We start from the raw sequence: 17,918 nt of genomic DNA on the forward strand, positions 1-17,918 counted from the left end.
ATCGAATGAAGAAAATTTTACACGTTATCAACGTATCGTTTGTCATCAACCATTTCTTTGGCAATCAATTCACCTATTTTTCCAAGAAAGGTTACGATTTTACCGTAGCTTGTACAGAAGATGATGAACTGTATAAACAAGCTGAAGCGAAAGGATTTAAAGCCTTTGCTGTCCCGATTCTGAAGGCCATTTCTCCGGTTCAGGATATCCGTTCCATTTTCAGATTATATCGGCTGATACGGCAAGAAAGGTTTCCGGTTGTGGTGGCCCATTCGCCTAAGGGCGGGCTTATTGGCATGACCGCCAGCTACCTAGCAGGCGTCCCCAAACGTGTATTTTTTAGACATGGCGTTATTTTTGAAACATCCTCTGGCCTGAAAAAAGCATTATTTATCCTGATCGAAAAAATAGTCAGCTGGCTTGCTACAGATGTGATTGTCGTTAGTGAATCTTTGAAGCAATTGTCAATGGATTTTCGTTTGACTCCCTCCGCTAAAATGACCTTACTGGGCAAGGGTACCTGTACAGGGATTGATACTGATCGATTTCACTATAGACCTAAGAGCGATCCTACTTTTGTTGTAGGCTATGTCGGACGTCTTGTTAGAGATAAAGGTATTCTTGAATTAGTTGATGGCTGGTTGAAATTTGTCAACGGAAAGCAGAATGTTTACTTGCATATTATAGGGCCTTGGGAAAAGCGTGACGGTATTCCACAGGAGACATTCGATATCATCAAGAATACACCTTCTATTCGTTTTTTCGACTATGTGGCGGATACTTCTGCCCTGTACAACGAGATGGATGTGTTTATTTTGCCTTCCTACCGTGAGGGCTTCCCTATATCCATATTAGAAGCGTCCGCCAGCGGGCTACCAGTTATTACCACTCGGAGCACAGGCTGTATCGATGCCATTGAGGAGGATGTAACCGGTATTTATACCGATATTAGCGGCCCTGCAATTGCTCAAGCGATAAGCTATTATTATGCTGATCCGCTACTGAGGCAGAACCATGGAGCAAATGGCGTTGATTTTGTAACAACAAATTTTTCCGAACAGAAACTCTTTTCTGAAATAGAAACCACGGTATTACAATAGCTGGGAAAGCAGCAGCCCCCCCTTTATTTTTTTTCGTTATGCTATTTGTTCTGCATATTTCTTATTTCTAGCGAGTTGTATTTTTTTGTTTCTTGTTATTGAAATTTATACACTTTATTAAAAAAAAATACACAAAAGTGTAGCGTTTAAAACTCGGGTAACGTTTGTTGAATAGAACTTAATATTCTTATATTTGCACAGCTTTATTTGACTCACTAATTATATTTTATGATTTATATTTTTACGCTGATAATACTTTTTGTTCTAGAGTTACTGTACTTGAAGATTGCAGATAAGTTTAATATCATAGATAAACCTAACGAGCGTTCTTCACATACCAAGGTGACCATCCGAGGCGCTGGAATTATTTTTTATGTCGCTTCAATGATGTATTTCGTAAATCATGATTTTGAATTACCGTGGTTCTTTCTGGGACTTTCGCTATTAACTTATGTTTCATTCTTGGACGATATCCGTGGAGTTCATCCAACGGCTAGATTAACGGTTCATTTTGCCTCAGTGCTACTTATGGTTTATCAGTTTGGTGTATTTAATTATCCCTGGTATTACCTTGTATTAGCATTTGTGTTTACCATCGGCGTTATCAATGCCTATAATTTTATGGATGGTATCAATGGTATGACGGCTAGTTGCACCTTAGTGATGGGGGGACTTTTACTTTATGTGAATACCAAAGTAAACTATATCGAACAAGATTTCCTGATCTATACCTTACTTGGGGTTGTCGTTTTCGGATTTTTTAACTTTCGTAAAAAAGCAGCTTGTTTTGCAGGTGATGTAGGGCCAGCAGTCTTATCCTTTATGTTGTTATTTGCTTTAGGGAAGCTTATATTAAAAACAGGTGACTTCACCTATATTCTTTTCCTCGCCGTCTATGGCATAGAAATAGGGTGGTCTGTAGCAAGGCGGGTTTATCAAGGATACCATATTTTCGAGCCGCACCGTACTTTTTTGTTACATATGTTAAGTAACGAAGTTGGTTACAATAGTCTATTCGTTTCTCTAGGATATGGACTGGCTCAATTGGTTCTAGGTGCTTCTGTTATTTATATCGTGCAATTTGGAGCTTCGGTGCAGTGGTCGTTTGCTATTGTTGCTCTTTCTGGACTCAGTGCATTTTATCTTATCTGGAAACAATATATTTTCAATAACTATTATATCAAAGGCGAAGAGCGTTATTCGATTCGATACAGACGTATAAAGAAGTTAAAAGCACGCCGACTTAAGAAAGCATACCTCGTTCCAGAAGTTAAATTGAATAAAGACGTAAAAATTATAGATATGCCAAGAAAGGAGAATGGAGAGGATCTCTTACGCAGCGGAGTCCGATCTTTGTAATATTCTTTGTACAGCAATTATTTTATAGTCATGGATTCCAATCCTAATATGGATATGTTTTAGACGATGAGTTTGGGTAGAATTAAAAAAGTAGTAATTTTACCGCAACGTTAGGAGGAGTGATTATGCAATCAGGATTAAGTTTTACAGCAATAGATTTCGAGACGGCGACAGCCAACCAAAATTCTGCCTGTGCTATTGGGCTGGTCGTTGTTGAACAAGGGACTATTGTCGAGGAATTTTATTCGCTGATTCAACCGCCCCAAAATCAATATATGTGGCAGACTACACGTGTGCACGGTATTAAACCTAAAGATACAGCTCAGGCTCCCACATTCAAAGAATTATTTCCACGTATCTATCCTCTCATCAATAATCGAATTATGGTGGCCCATAATGAATTGTTCGATCGTGGTGTTCTTCGCAAGACGATGGGGTATTACAATTTGTCCTACGATCATTTGGGACTTATGGAAAAATGGGAATGTACATTTAAGATTTATCAGGGGAAAGGCTTTAAGCCCGCACGACTAAATGCTTGCTGTGAAGTACTTGGGATCGAACTTAACCACCATGAAGCGCTTTCAGATGCACGGGCCTGTGCACAATTATATTTAAGACATGCCGATATCCCATCTTTGGTATAATATATACTTTTCTTATTCACTGAACAAAACATTGTCATGTATTGTTACTAATATAAAGCTTATCTTTGATAGATAAACGAGATATCTATATTCCTTTAAATGCAGTTTGATTATGATTAATATTCCAGCAAAAGGTTTACGTATTGGCATCACTTTTAGTGCCTTTGATTTATTGCATGCGGGGCATATTAAAATGCTCGAAGATGCGAAAAGACAGTGTGATTATTTAATATGTGGTCTACAGACCGATCCTACTTTAGATCGTCCAGAGAAAAATAAACCTGCTCAGACGGTTGTCGAACGTTATATTCAGCTCAAAGGCTGTAAATATGTGGATCAGATTGTTCCTTATGCAACGGAACAGGATTTAGAAGATATCCTTCGATCCTTTAAGATAGATGTCCGGATTGTGGGGGACGAATATCGGGAAAAGAGTTTTACAGGCAGAGCCTATTGTGAAGAATCTGGCATTGAGTTGTATTTTAATAGCCGAGACCATCGGTTTTCCAGCTCCGGGCTCCGCAAAATTGTCGCGGATGCCAATTCGGAAGAAGAAACAGACTTAAATATTTTTAAGCAGTAAAGGAGATAATTAAATGAAACCGAGCTTGCGAGCTCTCATCAGCCATTAAAGGATAAATTATACGATGAAAATTGGAATTACTTTCGGTGTCTTTGATTTATTGCACGCCGGTCATATTATGATGTTGGAGGAAGCAAAGCGCCATTGCGATTATTTAATTGTTGGGCTCAATACTGATCCTTCGGAAGTGTTTCCTGAGAAGGCGAAACCCACGCAGACCATCGTCGAGCGTTATATCCAATTGGAGGGCTGTCGTTATGTCGATGAAATCATTCCTTACGAAACCGAACAGGATCTGATTGATATGATCAAGGCTTTACCCATCCATATCCGAATTATTGGTGAGGAATATCGGGATACTGATTTTTCGGGACGCACATATTGCGTGGAAGAAAATATTGAAATTTATTATAACAAGCGTACGCATCGTTTTTCGAGTGCAGGTTTACGTAAGGTTGTAGCTGATAAAGAAGCAGAGAAACATTAATATACTATGAGCAATATTATACATGTTGTTTTGACAGGTGGAGTAGGTAGTCGATTATGGCCACTTTCACGTAAAAGTTATCCGAAGCAATATCTTGATTTATTTAAGGACGGTTCTTTGTTTGAGATGACCGTTAAGCGTAATCAATCCTTATGTGGGCAGGTTATTGTTGTTGGCAACTGTGACAACCACAGTCTGAGCCGTGAAGTCATGGAGAATAATAAGATAGACTATATTGATATTGTCGAAGCGACGCCTCGGAACACGGCTGCAGCGATCGCGTTTGCGGCTTTTGCGGCGCAGCCCGATGATATTTTAATTGTGACTCCGTCAGATCATGTGATTGTTGGGGATGAGGCGTATGCGGCAGCAATTAAGGCTGGGATAGAAAAAGCGAACAAAGGGTATATTGTTACATTTGGTATACAGCCGACACGCCCAGAGACTGGATATGGTTACATCGAATATAAGGATGATAAGGTGTTATCATTTCGTGAGAAACCCAACCAGGATACGGCGGAAGATTTTATTGAACGTGGCAACTTTCTCTGGAATTCGGGTATGTTCTGTTTTCGGGCAGATACATTTTTGACTGAACTACAGACGTTCGAGCCTAAGGTATACGCGACTGCTTTTAACGCTTGGCAACATCGTCAGGATGGCGAGTTAGATTTGCAATTGTCTAAAGAGATTCCTTCGATTTCCATCGATTATGCCGTAATGGAACGATCAAAGAAAATTCGTGTCGTTGCTACTAGCTTTCAATGGTCGGACTTAGGTTCCTTCGAATCGATGTATGACTATTTAAAACAAACAGGTCATCCTGTTGATGAAAATGGGAATATGGTCATTGGTACGGATGTTTATACTGCTTTTGTCGGGCTGCGTGATAGTATTCTTGTGCATACCAAGGATGCCATTCTGGTCTTGCAGAAAGAGAAATCCCAAGATGTCAAAAAAATATATAATACGCTTGAGCGTCATCAGTCCAAATTGATTGACTAAAATTATTCAGGGGGTGTACTGGTATTGCGCTCCCTATCCATATTCCCTTAACCTAAATTCATCTTTTTGTTAATTTGTTTTTCAAAAGAACTATTTGTTAATAATAAAATAACACTGTGTATTTTATTGATTATTAGTTGGTTACGAAATGTCCCTTGTTTGTCCCTGTTAGATTTTGATGATAAAAGAAGCTGTTGAACTATATTTGAATGTAATCGGATTCGTACATCGAAACTGAAAAAGCCATTTAAATTTATTTAACATATTCTTATGACACCTGCTATCACGATATCTATCTTAGTATTGATCACCATTTATTTTTTGATAAGGAAAAGGCAACAGGAGCAACGATTCAATCGAAGCGTAGGGATGACTGTCAATTATATGTTTCAGGAACGGCCTGGGCAATACAGTGGAGATCGCAATGTTAAAAGTGGTGTATTTGTATTCAAAGCTGAAAGGAATGACGATAAATTAAAAAATATTGTTATTCGTAAAGTAAGACCTCTGAATACGGCTTTAGGTGTCAATCTGGAGCAAATTTTGGTTATTCCATTTGAACAAAAGGATATTCCTAAAGCTGATGTTTCAGTTCGTTTTAAAGTGGTTAGACGCAATGCAAGGATAGAAGATCTAAAAGGTGGGCGCGTAAATATATCTGGCGTAATGAATTTTGAGCAGAGCCGATCTGTGCCATTTACTGCTACACTACCTATTACGGATTTATATCAAAATGTAACGCTGTGATTTTATTAATTTTTGTCTTTTCATTTTTAGACATCTCAATAGAGGTGCCTGTGTATTTCAATTAGTTACCCTGATTGTTCCACGTGGATTAATTAAATTCAAGGTGATGTATGAGCTTGTGTATAGACGAGTTTATGACCTGCTATTTCCCAAATTAAGGTGTCTTTAATATTTAATAACAATTTCTTAATTTGCATTAATTATTTGTATTGAGTACTTTTGTTGCTCGATTTATACTAAACCATGCTGGAATCTTTAATTACATCTAAGACTCGATTAAAGCTGCTGATCAAATTTTTTGTGTCGGCAAGTAATCAGTCTCATCTACGTGGACTGGCGGAGGAGTTTCAGGAGTCAACCAATGCAATTCGCAAAGAACTAAATCAATTGTCAGAAGCTGGTTATTTAGAAAAGAGTACAGACAAAAACAAAATACTATACCGGGCCAATACCAAAAATTCCTTATTTAAGCCAATACAAAAACTAATTCATACCTATTTGGGAATTGATGAAATCGTAGATAATATTCTACAAAAAGCTGGAGATATCCAAGAAGTTAGCTTGATTGGAGACTATGCTGCAGGTGTGGATTCCGGTGAGATAGATGTGTTAATTTTAGGTGAAGATATAAATCAGGCATATTTATTGCTGTTAGCGGACAAGGTTGGGAAAAAATTAGAAAAGAAAGTGAATATTTCCTTTGTCAAATCTAAAGAAGAACAGCGTTACATTAATTTGTATACAAACAACTCTAAGATATAATTATTTCAAAATAAGATGAGCAAGATATTAATTACTGGAGGAGCAGGATTTATTGGTTCTAATCTGGTTGAACATTTTTTAGGCAAAGGACATCAGGTCGTTGTATTGGATAACTTTGCTACAGGTCATCGTCATAATCTGGCACAACACGGTGAAAATCCTAATTTTACTTTAATTGAAGGCGATATCCGTAATAATGCCGATTGTCAGAAAGCCGTAGCAGGTGCAGATTATGTGCTCCATCAGGCTGCGTTAGGTTCAGTGCCCCGTTCCATCAAGGATCCACAAACTTCGAACGAAGTCAATGTGACAGGTTTTTTAAATATGTTAGTTGCCGCTCGTGATGCGGGCGTAAAACGCTTTATTTATGCCGCATCATCTTCTACTTACGGCGATTCTGAAAGCCTTCCAAAAGTTGAAGATATTATTGGAAAGCCTTTATCTCCATATGCAATTACTAAATACGTCAATGAACTTTATGCCGATATCTTTTCAAAAACTTACGGATTAGAGACTATTGGTCTTCGCTATTTCAACGTATTTGGTCGTCGTCAGGACCCAAATGGTGCTTATGCAGCTGTTATCCCATTGTTTGTCAAAAAATTTATGAACCATGAGAGCCCCGTGATAAACGGTACAGGTGATTACTCGCGTGATTTTACTTATGTAGATAATGTGATTCAGATGAACGAGCGTGCCATGACTACAAATAATCCAGATGCGATTAACACGGTGTATAACACGGCAGTTGGCGACCGTACAACCTTAAATCAGTTGGTTGGGTACTTGAAAGAGTTTCTGACAGAATATGATGCTGAAATTGCGAAGGTAGAGATCGTTCATGGTCCCAATAGACAAGGAGATATCCCACATTCGTTGGCTTCCATTGACAAAGCACGTCAATTACTGGGCTATGAGCCGACTCATGTTATCCGTGAAGGGCTGAAAGAAGCTGTAAAATGGTATTGGGATAATTTAAAATAATAATTTAATCATCATAAACTCGTATATAAATGAAAAAAATAGCTGTAATTGGATTAGGATATGTTGGTCTTCCCTTGGCCAGATTATTTGCTACGAAATTTCCAGTAGTTGGATTTGATATAAATCAGAAACGTATTAATGAATTGCGTTCTGGAAAAGATTTAACGTTGGAAGTGGAAGATGATATTCTTCAGGCTGTTTTATCAAACGATAACCCTTTTTCAGATAATAGTAATGGCTTATATTGTTCAAATCAGCTAAGCGATATTGAGCAAGCAAATTTCTATGTCGTTACGGTGCCTACCCCTGTCGATAAAAATAATAGACCCGATTTAACACCATTGTATAAGGCGTCAGAAACAGTAGGTAAGGTGCTGAAAAAAGGCGATATTGTTGTTTACGAGTCTACGGTGTACCCCGGAGTTACAGAAGAAGAATGTATACCTGTCTTAGAAAAAATTTCAGGATTGAAATTTAACGAAGATTTCTTTGCAGGTTATTCGCCAGAGCGTATCAATCCCGGAGATAAACAACACACCGTTGAGAAAATATTAAAAGTGACGTCAGGTTCTACGCCTGAGATCGGAGAAGAGGTTGATGCCGTTTACAAAGAAGTTATCACAGCAGGTACACACTTAGCTCCCTGTATTAAAGTGGCAGAAGCAGCTAAAGTGATCGAGAACTCGCAACGCGATATCAATATTGCCTTTGTCAATGAATTGGCAAAGATCTTTAATATTTTAAATATTGATACACATGCCGTTTTAGAAGCCGCAGGTACTAAATGGAATTTTTTACCGTTCAAACCAGGATTGGTAGGTGGTCACTGTATAGGAGTAGATCCATATTATTTAGCTCAAAAGGCACAAGAACATGGTTACCACCCAGAAATTATTTTGGCAGGCCGTCGTTTAAATGATTCTATGGGTGAATATGTCGCTTCACAAGTGGTGAAGACAATGATCAAAAAGGGGATAAACGTGAATGGTGCTGAAGTATTAATGCTAGGTGTTACTTTTAAGGAGAACTGTCCTGATGTTCGTAATACGAAGATTGTCGATGTAATTCGAGCGCTAGAGGATTATGGTGTTCAGGTTACAACTTATGATCATTGGGCAAACCCCGCCGAAGTACATCATGAATATGGAATTGAAAGCGTTAGTGAGTTGCCAAATAAAAGATTTGATGCCGTTGTATTAGGGGTAGCCCACAATGAATTTTTAAATATAAACCTTGATACATTGAAGAAAGAAAGTGCTGTTATTTATGATGTAAAGGGGATTATCGCAGAGAAGGCTGATAATAGACTTTAAATATTCCTATTAAAGAGTAGTGTCAAAAATTGATGAAGATATTAAGTGTTTTTAAGTCTAATGATTTGCGCACCAAGGTCGCGCAGAAGAATGTTATTTTATTATTTGCGAATAAATTACTCGCAGTTCTTATTTCATTCCAATTAATTCCAGCGACAATTGGCTATGTAGATTCATCTCAATATGGGATTTGGATAGCAATTAGTTCTATTGTTTCATGGATGGTTTACTTCGATTTTGGACTTACACATGGATTTCGAAATAGCTTTACAAAAGCAAAAGCTGAGGGTAATGTGGAATTGGCTAGAAGTTATGTTTCGACAAGTTATGTTATTCTTTTAATGATCTTTTTGACATTGATGGTGATCGGGTTGATTGTTAATAATTGGCTGAACTGGAGCTCTTTGTTGAGTGTTAATCCAGACCTGAACGTAACTTTAAGGAAGGTTTTTAATCTTTTAATTGTTTTCTTCTCGTTCCAAATGATTTTAAATTTGTTTACAACTATGCTTTTGGCTGATCAAAAGCCTGCATTTTCTGCATCCGTTGTTACCATTGGGCAGTTGTTGGCATTAGTTGCTATCTATTTTTTAAGTTATTTTACAACAGGAAGTCTAGAAAATTTGGCTATTGCATTAGTTGGTGTTCCTGCTTTTTCATTAGCAGTTATTTCTTTTATAATGTATAAGTCAAATTTCAAGGATTATTCTCCTTCTATTGGATCCATAGACTTTTCATTAACAAAAAATATAATTGGCCTTGGTAGTAAGTTTTTTATTATTCAACTGTCCATGCTATTTGTTTTTCAATTCGCTAACTTTATTTTGATTAGGGTTATGGGGCCAGCGTCAGTGACAACCTATAATATAGCCTATCGATATTTTAGTATGATTTATGTGGTTATGGGAATTGTATTTTTACCGTTTTGGTCAGCTTTTACTGATGCATATGCAAAAGGTGAAATAGAATGGATGAAAAAAACATACCATAAATTATCCAAAATATGGACATTGGTTTTGCCCATTTTTATTGTATTATTTTTTATGGCACCATTTGTTTACAAATATTGGCTAGCGAAGAATATTCAAATCGATTATTGGCTTTCATTTGCTATGGGAATACATATGATCTTATTATCTAGGGCAAATTTGTATATGTTTTGTCTAAATGGGATAGGTAAAGTTACTATACAAATGTTAGTCTATTTGGTTTTTGCACTCATTTCTATTCCATTAATGGTTTACTTTACTAATCTTTATGGCTATTATGGAGTTATTTTAGTTAGTTCATTGGTTTTTCTATGCCAATCATTTATAGGACATGTTCAGTTGCAGAAAATCTTAAACAGGAAAGATTATGGGGTTTGGTCTAAGTAAGAAAACAGGCTGGTTTTACAATGACTTTTCGATCGTTGGATTCCTATTGACGGGACTATTATTTTTATCCGTAGATACAATTTCTAGATATCTTTTAGTTTTGGATAGTGGTGAACTAAAAGAAAGTGTAGTATATAGTATTCTTAGGGTTTTTATTTTTGGATTCTTAACCCTTTCATTTTTAACTGATCGAAAAACGATCAATATTTTTTCTCTAAAATGGTTATATCTTTTCATACTTGCGTGCAGTATATCTTTATTTATAAACTTTTTAGATTTTAATGATTTTTTCAAAAGTGTAATTTACACTTTTTCTTTTGTGTTGATTTACAGGTACGGAATAGTATTGGGTAACGTTAAAGAGGATTTTAAGGTGTTTAACAGAGCTATTACTATCATAATAATCATTTTATTAATTCAATACATAGGAACATATTATCTCAAGTTTGGCTCTATTTCGGTAGTTTCTAACGATGCAATTTTCTCTATAGTTGTGTTCATTCCATTTCTATTTCTTTTTGAAAAAAAAAGATTGAGACTATTGTTAACAGTTGTTATTATGATTTGTACTGTTATGTCCCAAAAGAGATCTGCAATCTTAGTTGTAAACTTTAGTATCTTATTAGCTTTAATCTTATATTATTCCGAGCGATCGAAGGCTCGATTGATTTTTATCGGATTATTTTTAGCGTTATTGGCTTTTAATTTCTTAAATGAAATTGAAAACATAGGGTTTGTAGATTCTGTCTTGCACAGGTTTGAAAATTCTTCTGATAATGGTCGGAACGAAATCAATGAAGAATTATTAGGCAAGATTTCGAAGAGAGACGGTATTGAAACTTTTTTTGGGTTAGGGTATGCTGCGACTATTAGAGATATAGGTATTCCAAGTCACAATGATTTTCTTGAAATTCTATATGATTATGGAATAATTGCCCTTATTATTTATATTGTGTCTTTAATGTATTTGGGTTTGAAGGCAATATTTTGGTATAAGCGTAGGGAAGAATATTTGGAGTACTATATTTGCTATTTGGTGGCTTTTATTATGCTCATCGGGCTATCAACGGTTAATTACATGATTTATTCGGTTTATAATATGGTTCTTTTTTTAGCCATAGGAATTTCTTATAGTAAAATTTTATTAAGGATAAAACATTCAAAATGAAAATATTGTTTCTATGTGGACTCTATCCACCAGCATATAAGGATCAGATGTTTTCGGACAGTAAGAGAAGCTATCAATTTGCAGCTCAAAACTTCCAAGAAGCATTAATAGGAGGATTTATTGAAAACAATATTAATTTACATATCGTCACCCTTCCGTTTTTAAGTACATATCCGTTCGGTTATAAGAAAATATTTTTAAATTTTAAGCGAAGTGATATTGACGATATAGTGTCAGTTGCGCCTATTAAGATATTAAATCTTCCTATTTTTAGTAGCATGTTTAACAATGCTAAGAAAGAAGTATTAAAGTGGTGTAAGATTAATAGAACTGAAGAAGAATTGCATATTATTGTGTATTCATTAAATGCAGATTTAATGAAGGTCGCGATAGAAGCAAAAGAAAAATATCCGAATTTGAAATTGAGTTTGATCATTTTGGACTTACCAGAATATATGGGAGCAAATCGGTTTCATAAAATATTAGGTATTTATAAAAAGAATATTGAATATATATATTTAAATCTGAAATCATTTGATCAATATGTGCTTTTAACAGAAGCGATGGTTGAAAAACTTTGCATTCAAAAAAATAAATACGTTGTAATAGAGGGAATCTACAAATCAAAGCATGTTATTGATACTTCGGAAATATCCTATAAAGATAATAAGGAAATGATATTATATTCTGGAGCACTTAACGTTAAATATGGTTTACAAAATTTACTTGATGCCTTTCATCAGATAGCCTCCCCTGATGTCAGATTAGTGATTTGTGGTGATGGGGAAGCTAAGGAACTGGTTACTTCTTATTGTAGGCTTGATGAACGGATAATTTTTAAGGGAAAGGTACCTCATGAAGAAGTATTAGCATTACAAAAAGAAGCGAGTCTATTAATTAATCCACGTCAACCTGAAGGTGAATATACCAAATATTCCTTTCCCTCAAAAACGATGGAATATTTTGCTAGTGGCACTCCTGTTTTAATGTATCGGTTGCCGGGTATACCTGAAGTTTATTTTAACTATTGCTATGTTTTAGACGATTACAGTGTAGAGGGTTTAAGACAAAGGATAGAGGAAATCTTGAAGAAAAATGTACGGGAAAGAATGGAACTAGGTAGTTCCGCTTCAAAATTTATTTTGAATTATAAATCGGCGAAGGTTCAAGTTCAAAAAATATTAGAGTTATTATTAGATTAATTTTTATCAAAATAAAATATTCAAAATAAAATATTCAAAATGGAAATAGAAAATAAAATATTATTAATTACTGGGGGAACCGGTTCCTTTGGAACAGCTGTTTTAAATAGATTTTTGGAAACTGATCATTTTCGTGAAATTCGGATTTTTTCTAGAGATGAGAAGAAACAGGATGATATGCGCAATTTATATAAAAATGATAAGATCAAATACTATATAGGCGATGTAAGAGATTTTAATTCCGTAGAACCTGCAACTAGAGGAGTAGATTATATTTTTCATGCGGCAGCACTTAAACAGGTACCTTCTTGTGAGTTCTTTCCAATGCAAGCTGTGAAAACGAATGTTGAGGGAACACAAAATGTGATTCGCGCTGCAGCTTCTAATGGAGTAAAGAAAGTAATCTGCTTAAGTACAGATAAAGCGGCATATCCTATTAACGCTATGGGGATTTCTAAAGCTATGATGGAAAAGGTTGCAGTAGCTGAGGCTCGAAATCTTACTGATACTGTGGTTTGTTTAACACGTTATGGTAATGTCATGGCTTCCCGAGGTTCTGTAATCCCATTATTCTTAAATCAGATTAAAAAGGGGGAACCAATTACCGTGACGGATCCGAATATGTCCCGTTTTTTTATGTCGTTAGAAGATGCGGTTGATTTAGTTCTTTTCGCTTTTGAACATGCTAATCCCGGAGATTTATTTGTCAATAAGGCGCCTGCAGGATCTATTGGTGATCTGGCAAAAGCATTAATCAGTCTGACGGGTAAAGAAGTGCCAATTAAAGTGATTGGAACTAGACATGGGGAAAAGCTCTATGAAACGCTTTGTACGCGAGAAGAAATGTTGAAGGCAGAAGATATGGGAGACTTCTATCGGGTACCAGCAGACAATCGAGATTTAAATTATGCGAAGTATTTTTCCGAAGGAGAAGAAGATGTGTCTAAAATAGAGGATTATCATTCACATAATACAGAGCAACAAGGAGTCGAAGGCCTTAAGAAACTTGTTTCTAAATTACCATTGATTCGGAAGGAAGTATTTGGGGAAGATGTTATGCAGTATCCATATTAATTTAATGTTTCGACTATGATTAATTTTATTCAAGGCGGCATAGCGAAGGATATGAGGGGGCAGATTCGTTTTGCGAATGATTTCGATATGTCTTCTGTGAAACGCTTTTATATTATCAAGAATACAGACCTTGATTTGGTTCGGGGGTGGCGGGCACATCGTATAGAACAAAGGTGGTTTTATGCGCTTTCTGGTAAATTCTCTGTTGATGTAGTAAAAATAGATGACTGGACCCATACCTCTACTGAGCTCAGTGTGGAAAATATAATCCTAGATTCCTCTAAAAACCAGGTTTTACATCTGTCCTCTGGTTATGGTACAGCTTTTCAAGCTTTGGAGCCGGAATCTGAGTTATTGGTTTTTGCCGATTATGGTATTGAAAATGCTGAAATAGATGATTACACGTATCCACTGGATTATTTTGTGAATAGAAAAAAATAGAGTAAATGAGAATAGGTATAACAGGACAAAATGGTTTCGTTGGGAAGCATTTATATAATTCATTGGGACTTCTACCGGATGAATTTGAGAGGATAATATTTCAGAAAGAATTCTTTGAAAAAGACGAAGAGCTTGACGATTTTGTATCACAATGTGATGTAATAGTGCATCTCGCTGCAATGAATAGACATGAAAGTGAGCAATTCATTTATGAAACGAATGTAGGCTTGGTAAACAAACTTGTGGCGTCATTAGAAAGAACTGGTTCTAAAGCTCACGTTATGATATCTTCTTCCACACAAGAAGAAAGGGATAATTTATATGGAAAATCAAAAAGAGAAGGTCGTGAGACATTAATAAGATGGGCTACAGAGAATAATGGTAAAGTTACCGGGTTGATTATTCCAAATGTTTTTGGTGCATTTGGTAAACCTTTCTATAATTCATTCATCTCGACTTTCTGTTATCAGTTGACGCATGGTGATACACCTGTCATAGCAACAGATGGCGAAGTTAAACTAATCTATGTTCAAGAATTAGTTAATACCATTATTGAAAAAATTAGACAAAGTAAAACGGAAACGGAGTATTTTATAGAACCTACAGCTGTTAGAAAGGTTTCCGAAGTATTAGAGTTATTAATAGATTATAAAGTAAAGTACCTTGACAATGGGGAAATTCCCATTATTAATGGATCATTTGAACACAATCTATTTAATACATATCGTTCATATATCGAATATAAAACGCATTTCCCTGTAAAATTCACCCAACATATCGATCCTCGAGGTGCTTTTGTAGAAGTTATTCGTTTGGGAATTGGTGGTCAATGTTCTTTTTCCACTACTGTTCCAGGAATCACAAGAGGTAATCATTATCATACACGCAAGATAGAACGGTTCGCTGTTATAAAAGGAAAGGCATTAATCCAAATTCGTAAAATAGGGGATGATGAAATAATTGATTTTTATTTAAATGGAGAAGAGCCTGCGTATGTTGATATGCCTATATGGTATACACATAATATAAAAAATATAGGGGAAGAGGAATTGTATACTATTTTTTGGATTAATGAACCATTTAATCCTGAGGATCCAGATACTTATTTCGAAACAGTTTAACAAATTTAAAAGCCATTATTAATAAAATGAAAAGAATTGTTTTTTTTGTAGTCCTAATCTTTACATGGGGATGTTCTAAAGATAAGGCGGTTATTGGGGATAACAAAAAGTCTGAAATAGTTGATGAAGATGGAACTCCATTAAGTTCAGAAATAGATAACAAGGATGATTTATGCTTTTACTATAAGGATTCTATTGATTTGATTAAGATTTTAGGTTGGCCTACTGGGGAGATTCAGGGAGAAAATTTAAAAAATTTCTCTTTCAAAGATGGTAAACTAATATTGTTAAATCAGTCTAATATGGATAAGGCAAAGTTTACTTTGTCTTTTTCCAATAAAGTTACAAAAGAAAAGAAGACTTTGACATTCAAACTTAAAGGATGGATTGATAATCAATACTATTTAGAACGTTATGAAGTCTTTCCAAAACAGAATTTTTTTGTATACACATTTAACAATAACAGTTATTTTTTTTCTAACAACAAGTTATACATTAAAAGAGGTAAAACTGGTGATTTAGAATTTTTATGTGATTTTCCTTTAGTAGATTTAATGTATAACCAAATGGTAACAGATGGAAAGCACTATGCTGTTAGAACAGGCAACAATTTATATGTGAGTGAAAACCTTAAGAATTGGAAATTAATTTATTCAGAAAGCAGGGGCATAAAAGAATCGATGGTTATAGTCAATAATGAAAATGGAAAAGAGCTACTTTTCTCAGAGTATAATCCCGGGACTAATTACAAAAGACAAGCTGTTAGGGCTTATAATTTCTCTACAGGTAAAACAAGTATTCGAAAACTATTTTATTCAAGGTTAGAATATGAGTCATCTAATGCGCTTCCGACAACGAGGCATATACATTTCTTATTAAAGGATCCTTATTCAAATCTACTATTTTTGGGAAATGGTGATCTGAATTATGAAAGTGCAATTTATTATTCTTCTGATAATGGTTTAACGTTTAATGTTTTGGGAGGGGGTGATCAAACATGGCGATCGCTTTCTATGTTTTTTACCAAACAAAACATATTCTGGACTACGGATGCTGCCTCTGCTCAGTATATGCTTAAACTTAGTAGAAATGAAATAAAGCAGAATGTTGAGCAAAATAAAGTAACGAAGTATCCTTTGGTTAATAGTGCATTATGGTGCTCAGAGCAAATCAGCGAAAACGAATATTTGCAGAGTACAAATAATGAAGGTGGACTTTATGATAATAAGTATAGAAATCTATATATTAAAATAGAGAATGAAGAACCTCAGTTTTATTCAACATTTGCAAAGACAGCTGGAAGTATCTATGCACAAAAATATCCTGTCGGAAAAGACGTTAATGGAAATATCTATTTGTTAGATCTAGATAGCTACGAATTAGAACGTGTTAAAGTAAAAAAGATAAAATGAAAAAATTAAGAGTGATGACGGTTGTGGGTACACGACCAGAGATTATAAGATTATCAAGAGTCTTAGCTGCATTAGATAGCTCTGACGCAATTGATCATATTATTGTACACACCGGGCAAAATTATGATTACGAGTTAAATCAAATATTTTTTGAGGATTTGGGGCTTCGTAAACCAGATTACTTCCTGAACGCCGCAGGTAAAACTGCGACGGAAACCGTTGGCAATATTCTAATTACAATAGATCCTTTGTTGGAAGATCTAAAACCAGATGCATTTTTAGTTTTGGGTGACACAAATTCATGTTTGTGTGCTATTCCTGCTAAAAAACGTCAAATACCTATTTTTCATATGGAAGCGGGCAATCGTTGTTTTGATCAACGCGTGCCCGAGGAGACCAATCGTAAAATTGTTGATCATACCGCTGACGTAAATTTGACTTATTCGGATATTGCAAGGGAATATTTGCTGCGAGAGGGTTTGCCTGCAGATCGCATTATCAAAACGGGTTCTCCAATGTTCGAAGTTTTAAATCACTATTTACCTGAAATTGAAGGCTCCGATGTATTGAGCAAACTAGGCTTGGAGGAAGGTAAGTTTTTTGTTGTTTCTTCACATCGCGAAGAGAATATTAACAACGAGAGAAATTTTAGAGGCTTAATGGAATCTTTAAATGCAATTGCCGAACAATACGGTTATCCTGTCATTGTGTCCACTCATCCTCGTACTCGAAATATGATCGATAAAATGAAAATAGAAATGCGATCAGAAATTCAATTTTTGAAGCCTTTGGGCTTCCACGATTATAACGCGTTACAAATGCGTTCTTACGCTGTACTTTCCGATTCGGGGACAATTTCCGAGGAATCGTCGATATTAAACTTTAGAGCATTAAATATACGTCAAGCCCATGAACGACCAGAAGCTATGGAAGAAGCTTCTGTAATGATGGTTGGACTTTCTCCAGTGCGTGTATTGCAAGGTTTAACCCAAGTTCTGAGACAACAAGTCGGTAAAAAACGTAATTTTCGTCAAGTTGCAGATTACTCTATGCCGAATGTTTCGGAAAAAGTAGTTCGCATTATACTTTCTTATACGGATTACATTAGAAGGACTGTTTGGTCAAAAGAGATTTAAA

General features: G+C 35.6%; 18 protein-coding genes. All 18 read left to right on the forward strand.

Going from position 1 to position 17,918, the window contains the following annotated elements:
* Nucleotides 1-5 precede the first annotated feature (5 nt).
* The 18 genes from AAW12_RS11550 (at nucleotide 6) to wecB (ending at nucleotide 17,917) form a co-directional block, all read left to right on the forward strand.
* Entirely contained in the window at nucleotides 6-1,100 is a 1,095-nt protein-coding gene (locus AAW12_RS11550) for a glycosyltransferase family 4 protein (RefSeq protein WP_046673790.1), read from the forward strand.
* A gap of 228 nt (nucleotides 1,101-1,328) precedes the next feature.
* Nucleotides 1,329-2,459 (forward strand): hypothetical protein, encoded by a 1,131-nt coding sequence (locus AAW12_RS11555; protein ID WP_084823150.1) that lies wholly within the window; start codon nucleotides 1,329-1,331, stop codon nucleotides 2,457-2,459.
* Between the two features lie 125 nt (nucleotides 2,460-2,584).
* Nucleotides 2,585-3,106, forward strand: a complete 522-nt coding sequence (locus AAW12_RS11560) for a 3'-5' exonuclease (protein WP_046673791.1) — start codon at nucleotides 2,585-2,587, stop codon at nucleotides 3,104-3,106.
* Between the two features lie 112 nt (nucleotides 3,107-3,218).
* Nucleotides 3,219-3,689: an adenylyltransferase/cytidyltransferase family protein gene (locus AAW12_RS11565; RefSeq protein WP_046673792.1), complete on the forward strand. Its 471-nt coding sequence runs from the start codon at nucleotides 3,219-3,221 to the stop codon at nucleotides 3,687-3,689.
* Nucleotides 3,690-3,753: 64 nt separating this feature from the next.
* Nucleotides 3,754-4,176 carry an adenylyltransferase/cytidyltransferase family protein gene (locus AAW12_RS11570; protein WP_046673793.1) on the forward strand — a complete coding sequence of 141 codons (423 nt, stop codon included), beginning with the start codon at nucleotides 3,754-3,756 and terminating at the stop codon, nucleotides 4,174-4,176.
* Between the two features lie 6 nt (nucleotides 4,177-4,182).
* Complete coding sequence (locus tag AAW12_RS11575; protein WP_046673794.1) at nucleotides 4,183-5,181, forward strand: mannose-1-phosphate guanylyltransferase; 999 nt, start codon at nucleotides 4,183-4,185, stop codon at nucleotides 5,179-5,181.
* Between the two features lie 270 nt (nucleotides 5,182-5,451).
* Nucleotides 5,452-5,928 carry a hypothetical protein gene (locus AAW12_RS11580; protein WP_046673795.1) on the forward strand — a complete coding sequence of 159 codons (477 nt, stop codon included), beginning with the start codon at nucleotides 5,452-5,454 and terminating at the stop codon, nucleotides 5,926-5,928.
* Nucleotides 5,929-6,171: 243 nt separating this feature from the next.
* Nucleotides 6,172-6,690 (forward strand): transcriptional regulator, encoded by a 519-nt coding sequence (locus AAW12_RS11585; RefSeq protein ID WP_046673796.1) that lies wholly within the window; start codon nucleotides 6,172-6,174, stop codon nucleotides 6,688-6,690.
* Nucleotides 6,691-6,705: 15 nt separating this feature from the next.
* On the forward strand, nucleotides 6,706-7,674 hold the full coding sequence (locus tag AAW12_RS11590; protein WP_046673797.1) for an SDR family oxidoreductase: 969 nt from the start codon (nucleotides 6,706-6,708) through the stop codon (nucleotides 7,672-7,674).
* Nucleotides 7,675-7,703: 29 nt separating this feature from the next.
* A complete protein-coding gene (locus tag AAW12_RS11595; protein WP_046673798.1) occupies nucleotides 7,704-8,987 on the forward strand; it encodes a nucleotide sugar dehydrogenase in 1,284 nt (427 codons plus the stop codon).
* Between the two features lie 32 nt (nucleotides 8,988-9,019).
* Complete coding sequence (locus tag AAW12_RS11600) at nucleotides 9,020-10,363, forward strand: lipopolysaccharide biosynthesis protein (protein WP_046673799.1); 1,344 nt, start codon at nucleotides 9,020-9,022, stop codon at nucleotides 10,361-10,363.
* On the forward strand, nucleotides 10,344-11,531 hold the full coding sequence (locus tag AAW12_RS11605; RefSeq protein ID WP_046673800.1) for an O-antigen ligase family protein: 1,188 nt from the start codon (nucleotides 10,344-10,346) through the stop codon (nucleotides 11,529-11,531). Before AAW12_RS11600 ends, AAW12_RS11605 begins: the two co-directional genes overlap by 20 nt.
* Nucleotides 11,528-12,733 carry a glycosyltransferase gene (locus AAW12_RS11610; RefSeq protein ID WP_046673801.1) on the forward strand — a complete coding sequence of 402 codons (1,206 nt, stop codon included), beginning with the start codon at nucleotides 11,528-11,530 and terminating at the stop codon, nucleotides 12,731-12,733. The genes AAW12_RS11605 and AAW12_RS11610 overlap by 4 nt, the downstream gene beginning before the upstream one ends.
* 39 nt (nucleotides 12,734-12,772) lie before the next feature.
* Nucleotides 12,773-13,807: a polysaccharide biosynthesis protein gene (locus tag AAW12_RS11615; protein WP_046673802.1), complete on the forward strand. Its 1,035-nt coding sequence runs from the start codon at nucleotides 12,773-12,775 to the stop codon at nucleotides 13,805-13,807.
* Between the two features lie 15 nt (nucleotides 13,808-13,822).
* The gene (locus tag AAW12_RS11620) at nucleotides 13,823-14,248 is read left to right on the forward strand and encodes a WxcM-like domain-containing protein (RefSeq protein WP_046673803.1); all 426 of its coding nucleotides are present in this window, start codon (nucleotides 13,823-13,825) and stop codon (nucleotides 14,246-14,248) included.
* A gap of 5 nt (nucleotides 14,249-14,253) precedes the next feature.
* Entirely contained in the window at nucleotides 14,254-15,369 is a 1,116-nt protein-coding gene (locus AAW12_RS11625; RefSeq protein ID WP_046673804.1) for an NAD-dependent epimerase/dehydratase family protein, read from the forward strand.
* Nucleotides 15,370-15,395: 26 nt separating this feature from the next.
* Nucleotides 15,396-16,781, forward strand: a complete 1,386-nt coding sequence (locus AAW12_RS11630) for a hypothetical protein (protein WP_046673805.1) — start codon at nucleotides 15,396-15,398, stop codon at nucleotides 16,779-16,781.
* Nucleotides 16,778-17,917: a non-hydrolyzing UDP-N-acetylglucosamine 2-epimerase gene (gene wecB / locus AAW12_RS11635; protein ID WP_046673806.1), complete on the forward strand. Its 1,140-nt coding sequence runs from the start codon at nucleotides 16,778-16,780 to the stop codon at nucleotides 17,915-17,917. The genes AAW12_RS11630 and wecB overlap by 4 nt, the downstream gene beginning before the upstream one ends.
* The last annotated feature ends 1 nt before the right edge of the window (nucleotide 17,918 follow it).

The sequence above is a fragment of the Sphingobacterium sp. Ag1 genome (assembly GCF_000988325.1).
GTDB lineage: Bacteria > Bacteroidota > Bacteroidia > Sphingobacteriales > Sphingobacteriaceae > Sphingobacterium.

Bases quoted from the DNA above. Each gene is read 5' to 3' on its own strand.
- AAW12_RS11550 (WP_046673790.1), top strand. From the start codon at position 6: ATGAAGAAAATTTTACACGTTATCAACGTATCGTTTGTCATCAACCAT.
- AAW12_RS11555 (WP_084823150.1), top strand. From the start codon at position 1,329: ATGATTTATATTTTTACGCTGATAATACTTTTTGTTCTAGAGTTACTG.
- AAW12_RS11560 (WP_046673791.1), top strand. From the start codon at position 2,585: ATGCAATCAGGATTAAGTTTTACAGCAATAGATTTCGAGACGGCGACA.
- AAW12_RS11565 (WP_046673792.1), top strand. From the start codon at position 3,219: ATGATTAATATTCCAGCAAAAGGTTTACGTATTGGCATCACTTTTAGT.
- AAW12_RS11570 (WP_046673793.1), top strand. From the start codon at position 3,754: ATGAAAATTGGAATTACTTTCGGTGTCTTTGATTTATTGCACGCCGGT.
- AAW12_RS11575 (WP_046673794.1), top strand. From the start codon at position 4,183: ATGAGCAATATTATACATGTTGTTTTGACAGGTGGAGTAGGTAGTCGA.
- AAW12_RS11580 (WP_046673795.1), top strand. From the start codon at position 5,452: ATGACACCTGCTATCACGATATCTATCTTAGTATTGATCACCATTTAT.
- AAW12_RS11585 (WP_046673796.1), top strand. From the start codon at position 6,172: ATGCTGGAATCTTTAATTACATCTAAGACTCGATTAAAGCTGCTGATC.
- AAW12_RS11590 (WP_046673797.1), top strand. From the start codon at position 6,706: ATGAGCAAGATATTAATTACTGGAGGAGCAGGATTTATTGGTTCTAAT.
- AAW12_RS11595 (WP_046673798.1), top strand. From the start codon at position 7,704: ATGAAAAAAATAGCTGTAATTGGATTAGGATATGTTGGTCTTCCCTTG.
- AAW12_RS11600 (WP_046673799.1), top strand. From the start codon at position 9,020: ATGAAGATATTAAGTGTTTTTAAGTCTAATGATTTGCGCACCAAGGTC.
- AAW12_RS11605 (WP_046673800.1), top strand. From the start codon at position 10,344: ATGGGGTTTGGTCTAAGTAAGAAAACAGGCTGGTTTTACAATGACTTT.
- AAW12_RS11610 (WP_046673801.1), top strand. From the start codon at position 11,528: ATGAAAATATTGTTTCTATGTGGACTCTATCCACCAGCATATAAGGAT.
- AAW12_RS11615 (WP_046673802.1), top strand. From the start codon at position 12,773: ATGGAAATAGAAAATAAAATATTATTAATTACTGGGGGAACCGGTTCC.
- AAW12_RS11620 (WP_046673803.1), top strand. From the start codon at position 13,823: ATGATTAATTTTATTCAAGGCGGCATAGCGAAGGATATGAGGGGGCAG.
- AAW12_RS11625 (WP_046673804.1), top strand. From the start codon at position 14,254: ATGAGAATAGGTATAACAGGACAAAATGGTTTCGTTGGGAAGCATTTA.
- AAW12_RS11630 (WP_046673805.1), top strand. From the start codon at position 15,396: ATGAAAAGAATTGTTTTTTTTGTAGTCCTAATCTTTACATGGGGATGT.
- wecB (WP_046673806.1), top strand. From the start codon at position 16,778: ATGAAAAAATTAAGAGTGATGACGGTTGTGGGTACACGACCAGAGATT.